The 5,011-nt window shown below is 73.0% G+C and carries 7 protein-coding genes, 1 pseudogene and 1 riboswitch; of the genes and pseudogenes, 3 read left to right on the top strand and 5 right to left on the bottom strand.

The features are described 5' to 3' along the window. The 5 genes and pseudogenes from SZN_RS35240 to SZN_RS35260 all read right to left on the bottom strand — a co-directional run. A pseudogene (locus SZN_RS35240) lies at nt 1–239 on the bottom strand (urease accessory protein UreF); the annotation flags it as partial. A 9-nt stretch (nt 240–248) separates the two neighbouring features. Continuing rightward, the gene (locus SZN_RS35245; RefSeq protein ID WP_007504866.1) at nt 249–1,970 is read right to left on the bottom strand and encodes an urease subunit alpha; all 1,722 of its coding nucleotides are present in this window, start codon (nt 1,968–1,970) and stop codon (nt 249–251) included. Then, complete coding sequence (locus tag SZN_RS35250; RefSeq protein ID WP_007504868.1) at nt 1,963–2,274, bottom strand: urease subunit beta; 312 nt, start codon at nt 2,272–2,274, stop codon at nt 1,963–1,965. The genes SZN_RS35245 and SZN_RS35250 overlap by 8 nt, the downstream gene beginning before the upstream one ends. Before the next feature lie 10 nt (nt 2,275–2,284). Continuing rightward, nucleotides 2,285–2,587 carry an urease subunit gamma gene (locus SZN_RS35255; protein WP_007504870.1) on the bottom strand — a complete coding sequence of 101 codons (303 nt, stop codon included), beginning with the start codon at nt 2,585–2,587 and terminating at the stop codon, nt 2,285–2,287. A 269-nt stretch (nt 2,588–2,856) separates the two neighbouring features. Continuing rightward, nucleotides 2,857–3,144 (bottom strand): type II toxin-antitoxin system Phd/YefM family antitoxin, encoded by a 288-nt coding sequence (locus tag SZN_RS35260; RefSeq protein WP_007504871.1) that lies wholly within the window; start codon nt 3,142–3,144, stop codon nt 2,857–2,859. 69 nt (nt 3,145–3,213) lie between these two features. Here SZN_RS35260 and SZN_RS35265 point away from each other — a divergent pair, with 69 nt between their 5' ends. The 3 genes from SZN_RS35265 to SZN_RS35275 all read left to right on the top strand — a co-directional run bounded on the left by SZN_RS35265 (nt 3,214) and on the right by SZN_RS35275 (nt 4,895). Next, nucleotides 3,214–3,555, top strand: coding sequence for a Clp protease/crotonase-like domain-containing protein (locus tag SZN_RS35265; protein ID WP_007504872.1), 342 nt, complete (start codon nt 3,214–3,216; stop codon nt 3,553–3,555). 7 nt (nt 3,556–3,562) lie between these two features. After that, the gene (locus SZN_RS35270; RefSeq protein ID WP_007504873.1) at nt 3,563–3,871 is read left to right on the top strand and encodes a hypothetical protein; all 309 of its coding nucleotides are present in this window, start codon (nt 3,563–3,565) and stop codon (nt 3,869–3,871) included. A 414-nt stretch (nt 3,872–4,285) separates the two neighbouring features. Next, nucleotides 4,286–4,418, top strand: a riboswitch (cyclic di-AMP (ydaO/yuaA leader). 3 nt (nt 4,419–4,421) lie between these two features. Then, nucleotides 4,422–4,895: a C40 family peptidase gene (locus tag SZN_RS35275; RefSeq protein WP_007504874.1), complete on the top strand. Its 474-nt coding sequence runs from the start codon at nt 4,422–4,424 to the stop codon at nt 4,893–4,895. Nucleotides 4,896–5,011: the final 116 nt, after the last annotated feature.

Below are 5,011 nucleotides of genomic sequence, written 5' to 3' on the forward strand. Positions count from 1 at the left end.
GGGGTGCGGGCGTCGGCGGCCTCGTCCAGCGCGGCGGGGTCGGCGCCGAGGGCCGCGGCCGCGGCGAGCGAGGCCGCGGTCAGGCCCGCGGTGTGCAACCGGCCCCGGCAGAAGTCCGCGAGGCTCGCGGCGCCGGTGATCCGGCCCGCCCGGACGGCCTCCTCCGCCCCGCCGGAGTGGGCGTGCCCGCCGGCTGGAAAGCGGCCGTCGGCCAGGACGAGGAGTGCTGCGCGTGTCATGGGCGGCCGTCAGAAGAGGAAGTAGCGCTGGGCCATGGGCAGTTCGGCGGCGGGGGTGGCCTCGACCGGTTCGCCGTCGATGTGCACGGCGAAGCTGTCGGGGTCGACCCGCACCTCGGGCCGGGCGTCGTTCTCGCGCATGTCGGCCTTGGTGACCGCGCGCGTCGACTCGATGGCCACGAACCGCTTGCCGAGGCCGAGGCGTTCGGGCAGGCCGTCCTCGACGGCCAGGGGTGCCACGAAGTTGAGGGAGTTGGCCGCGGGAGCCCGTCCCAGGGCGCCGAACATCGGCCGGGGCAGCACCGGTTGCGGAGTCGGGATGGAGGCGTTGGCGTCGCCCATCTGCGCGTACGCGATCTGTCCGCCCTTGAGGACGAGATGCGGTCTGACGCCGAAGAACGCCGGTTCCCACAGCACGAGGTCGGCGAGTTTGCCGCTCTCCACGGAGCCGATCTCACGGGCGAGGCCCTGGGCGAGGGCGGGGTTGATCGTGTACTTGGCCACGTAGCGGCGCACCCGCCGGTTGTCCGCACGTCCGTCGCCCGGCAGCGGGCCGCGCCGGCGCTTCATCACATGGGCGGTCTGCCAGGTGCGCAGGACGACCTCGCCGACGCGCCCCATGGCCTGCGCGTCCGAGGAGATGATGGAGATCGCCCCCAGGTCGTGCAGGATGTCCTCCGCGCCGATGGTCGAGGGCCGGATGCGGGACTCGGCGAAGGCGAGGTCCTCGGGCACCGCGGAGTTGAGGTGGTGGCACACCATCAGCATGTCGAGGTGCTCCTCGGCGGTGTTGACCGTGTAGGGCCGGGTCGGGTTCGTCGAACTCGGCAGCACGTGCGGCTCGGAGACCACGGTCATGATGTCGGGGGCGTGCCCGCCGCCCGCGCCCTCGGTGTGGTAGGCGTGGATTCCGCGGCCCGCGATCGCGGCGAGCGTGTCGGCCACGAATCCGGCCTCGTTGAGGGTGTCGGTGTGGATGGCGACCTGGACGCCGGTGCGGTCGGCGACGGTCAGCGAGGCGTCGATGACGGCCGGGGTGGAGCCCCAGTCCTCGTGCAGCTTCAGGCCGAGCGCGCCGCCGCGGATCTGGGACAGCATCGCCTCGTGGGAGACGGTGTTGCCCTTGCCCAGGAGGCCGACGTTGACGGGGTGGTGCTCCATCGCCTCCAGCATCCGGGCCAGATGCCAGGGGCCCGGGGTCACGGTGGTCGCCTTCGAGCCCTCCGCCGGTCCGGTGCCGCCGCCGACGAGGGTGGTGACGCCGGAGGCGAGCGCCTCGTCGGCGATCTGGGGGCAGATGAAGTGGACGTGCGCGTCGACGGCGCCTGCCGTCATCAGCCGTCCGTTGCCCGCGATGACCTCGGTCTCGGGGCCGATGACGAGGTCGGGGTGCACGCCGTCCATCGTGTCGGGGTTGCCGGCCTTGCCGATGCCGGTGATCCGGCCGTCGCGGATGCCGACGTCGGCCTTGACGACGCCCCAGTGGTCGATGACCACGACACCGGTGACGACGGTGTCGGGGGTGCCCTCGGCACGGGTGGCGCGGGACTGGCCCATGGACTCCCGGATGACCTTGCCGCCGCCGAACACGGCCTCGTCACCGGCGTGTCCGGGACCGCCGCTGCGGTCCTCCTCGATCTCGACCAGCAGATCGGTGTCGGCGAGCCGGATGCGGTCGCCGGTGGTGGGGCCGAACAGGTCGGCGTACGCGGCGCGCTGGATCTCACGCATCGAGGGCACCTCCGGTCTCCCCGCGCAGTCCCGGGACCACCCGGGCTCCGGCCAGCGGGACGAGTTCGACCTCGACGGGGATGCCGGGCTCGAAGCGGACGGCGGTGCCGGCGGCGACGTTCAGCCGTCTGCCGCGCGCCGCGGCGCGGTCGAAGTCCAGGCCCGGGTTGGCCTCGGCGAAGTGGTAGTGGGAGCCGACCTGGACGGGCCGGTCGGCGGCGTTCAGGACGGTCAGCCGGGTGACCGCGCGGCCCTCGTTGAGGACGATCGGGCCGTCACCGAACAGGATCTCGCCTGGGATCACCGGGCGGCCCTCAGACGATCGGGTCGTGGACGGTGACGAGCTTGGTGCCGTCCGGGAAGGTCGCCTCGACCTGGACGTCGTGGATCATCTCCGGGATGCCCTCCATGACGTCGTCCCGGGTGAGCAGTCCGCGCCCGGTGGACATGAGTTCGGCGACCGTGCGGCCGTCCCGGGCGCCTTCGAGGACGTGCGAGGTGATCAGGGCGACGGCTTCGGGGTGGTTGAGCCTCACTCCGCGGGCCCTGCGCTTCCCTGCGACGTCGGCCGCCACGTGGATGAGCAGCCGCTCTTGCTCGTGCGGGGTCAGATGCACGTCCCACCTCACAGTCCTCGCCCCGGACGCCGTGCGGGGTCCGGTTGCCGCCGCCACGGGGCAAAGTGCCAGGTGGCGTGCACGGCAGGCTAGTGGGGACGCGTTTCGGGCACGTTAACCGCGCGGTCACCGGCCGTGCCCCGGCCCTGGCCGGCGGGCACCGTTCGGGTTCGGTGGCGTTCGGGTTCGGTGACGGCCTGCCGGGCGGCGGACCCGAGGGCGCGCGGACCGAGGGCGCGCGGACCGGGCTCCTCCGCGCGGGAGCCGGCCTACGCGGAGCCGGCCCCGCGGTGTTCCGCGGCGATGTCGAAGCGCCGGCGTTCGCGGGGGGCGGAGGGGACGTCGTGGACGGCGGACACCGCGCTGACGACCTGCTCCTCCGGGCGCTCGTCCGGCTCCCCGCGCTTCTCCAGCCGTTCCAGGTCGGCGGCGGAGACCAGGGCGACGAGGGGCTTGCCGTGCCGGGTCACGACGACGCGCTCGCCGCCGTACACCACGCGATTGATCAGCTCGGCGAGCTCGGCCCTGGCTTGCGTCACCGGAATCTCGTAGGACATGCTCCCCACATTACGTCATGTACGTCCTGTACATTTTGCATCGACACCCCGCTGAGGAAGGCGTGAGCCATGACCCGACCGTCCGCCCGCTCCGTGCTGCCCGAGTTCACCGAGCGCACCAGCTCGGGCGCCAGGACGCCGGATGATCCGTACCCGAGGCCGCCGGAGGAGCGGGTCGTCGTCCGCGCCACCCGGATCGACGCCGTCGCGGCCACCGCCGTGGCGGCCCGGTCCATGCACCCGGAGCACGAGGAGATGCCCGCCCGTCACCCGGGCCGCACGCGCGCACAGATGTCCGGCGGCATCGGACGGGACGAGGTCCTCGACGCCCGGGAAGCGGTGGCGCACGGGCCGGCGGATCGCGTCGTCCCGGGCCGCGCGGACACCCTCGCGGCACCCGCGGGGCGGTGAGCGGCCGGTGCTGCCACCCGAACTGCCGCCGCTGCCCGCGCTGACCCGGGCCGAAGGGGAGCTGATCGACCGTTACCTGGAGGCCGTCGACCTGCTCGGCCGGATCAATCCGGCCCGTGACGGCGACACCTACCGCGGACTGCGGGCGGCCCAGGCGCTCGTGGGCAGGGCCGTCGCGCTGCGGGACGCGCTGGCGCTCATGCACCAGCGGGGCGAGACGGAGCTGCACGCCCGCACGCTGGCGCGCGCGTTGCGCGTGCTGGACGGGGAGCGCCGCGCGGCGCGCGTCACGGTGCCGCCGCGCTCCGACAGTTGACGGCGCGTACTCGGGAGGCGGTGGCGCCGGCCGATGGCGGGTACTCCGCGCTCGTGTCGAAACGGACCGAATGGAGTACCCCCTTTCGGCGTAGGAATCCGTCCTTCCGAGTGCCCGCCCGGCTTGCGCGACGGCATGGCCCCGAGGCGGCGTCGAGCGCTTCGCCGCTGGTCCGGGGCACCTCACCCCGGGGACACCGGGTCGAACACGCGGGTGTCCACCCGAACGGGTGACTGGTGACCAACACCATAAATCCCCGGTTCCGTTGGGATTTTCGTTCATTCGTGCGCCAAGATCCCTGTCTGACGACAAGACCCCGCCACGGCGGCGGGGCGATCCGGGCGGACGCCGAGTCCTGCCGCCGCGCGGATGACCGGTCGACAGGAGTGGATCGGCAGGAGTGGAGGACCCGAGCAAGACGGGTCGCCGGAGCGGACGTCCGTTCGAGCCGAGCAGCCCTTGGGGTGAAGCCGCGACACCGCGGCCGGGCAACTTCGCCAGCCCGAATCCGACAGGTCATCCTTCTCAGGCGGCTGACGAAGGGTTGCGCATGACTGCGCTCAATCGTGTCCCGTCGCTCATGGTCCGGGCCGGAACGGCCTCCGCTCTCACCCTCGCCGCGGTGAGCGGGTCGATCGTGGCGCCCGGCTTCAGCCAGGAGGCCGAGGCGGTCACCCCGGCGACGAAGGCACTGCGGATCGCGGCCTCCAAGAAGGGCTCCCCGTACCAGTGGGGCGCCACCGGGCCGAACCGGTTCGACTGCTCCGGGCTGACGCTGTACTCGTTCAAGAAGGCGGGCAAGAAGCTGCCCCGCACCGCGGCCCAGCAGTACAACAAGACCCGCCATCTCCCGGCCCGCAACCGCAAGGCCGGTGACCTGGTGTTCTTCCACTCGGGGTCGTACATCTACCACGTCGGCATCTACGCGGGGAAGGGCAGGATCTGGCACTCCCCGAAGACCGGTGACGTGGTGAAGCTGGAGAGGATCTGGACCAGGAGCGTCTGGTACGGCCGGGTCAGGTGACCCGCCCGAGGGCGGTGGGGGCGCTCTGAGCCGCCGTCACCGCCCCGGGGGCCTTCGGGCGGCGCCGCGCCGGGTCCGGCCGGGAGCGCGGCACCGAAGGCCGTCGGCGCGGCGCG

The organism is Streptomyces zinciresistens K42, from assembly GCF_000225525.1.
Lineage (GTDB): Bacteria > Actinomycetota > Actinomycetes > Streptomycetales > Streptomycetaceae > Streptomyces > Streptomyces zinciresistens.

Bases quoted from the DNA above. Each gene is read 5' to 3' on its own strand.
- SZN_RS35265 (WP_007504872.1), top strand. From the start codon at position 3,214: ATGACCCGACCGTCCGCCCGCTCCGTGCTGCCCGAGTTCACCGAGCGC.
- SZN_RS35260 (WP_007504871.1), bottom strand. From the start codon at position 3,144: ATGTCCTACGAGATTCCGGTGACGCAAGCCAGGGCCGAGCTCGCCGAG.
- SZN_RS35275 (WP_007504874.1), top strand. From the start codon at position 4,422: ATGACTGCGCTCAATCGTGTCCCGTCGCTCATGGTCCGGGCCGGAACG.
- SZN_RS35245 (WP_007504866.1), bottom strand. From the start codon at position 1,970: ATGCGTGAGATCCAGCGCGCCGCGTACGCCGACCTGTTCGGCCCCACC.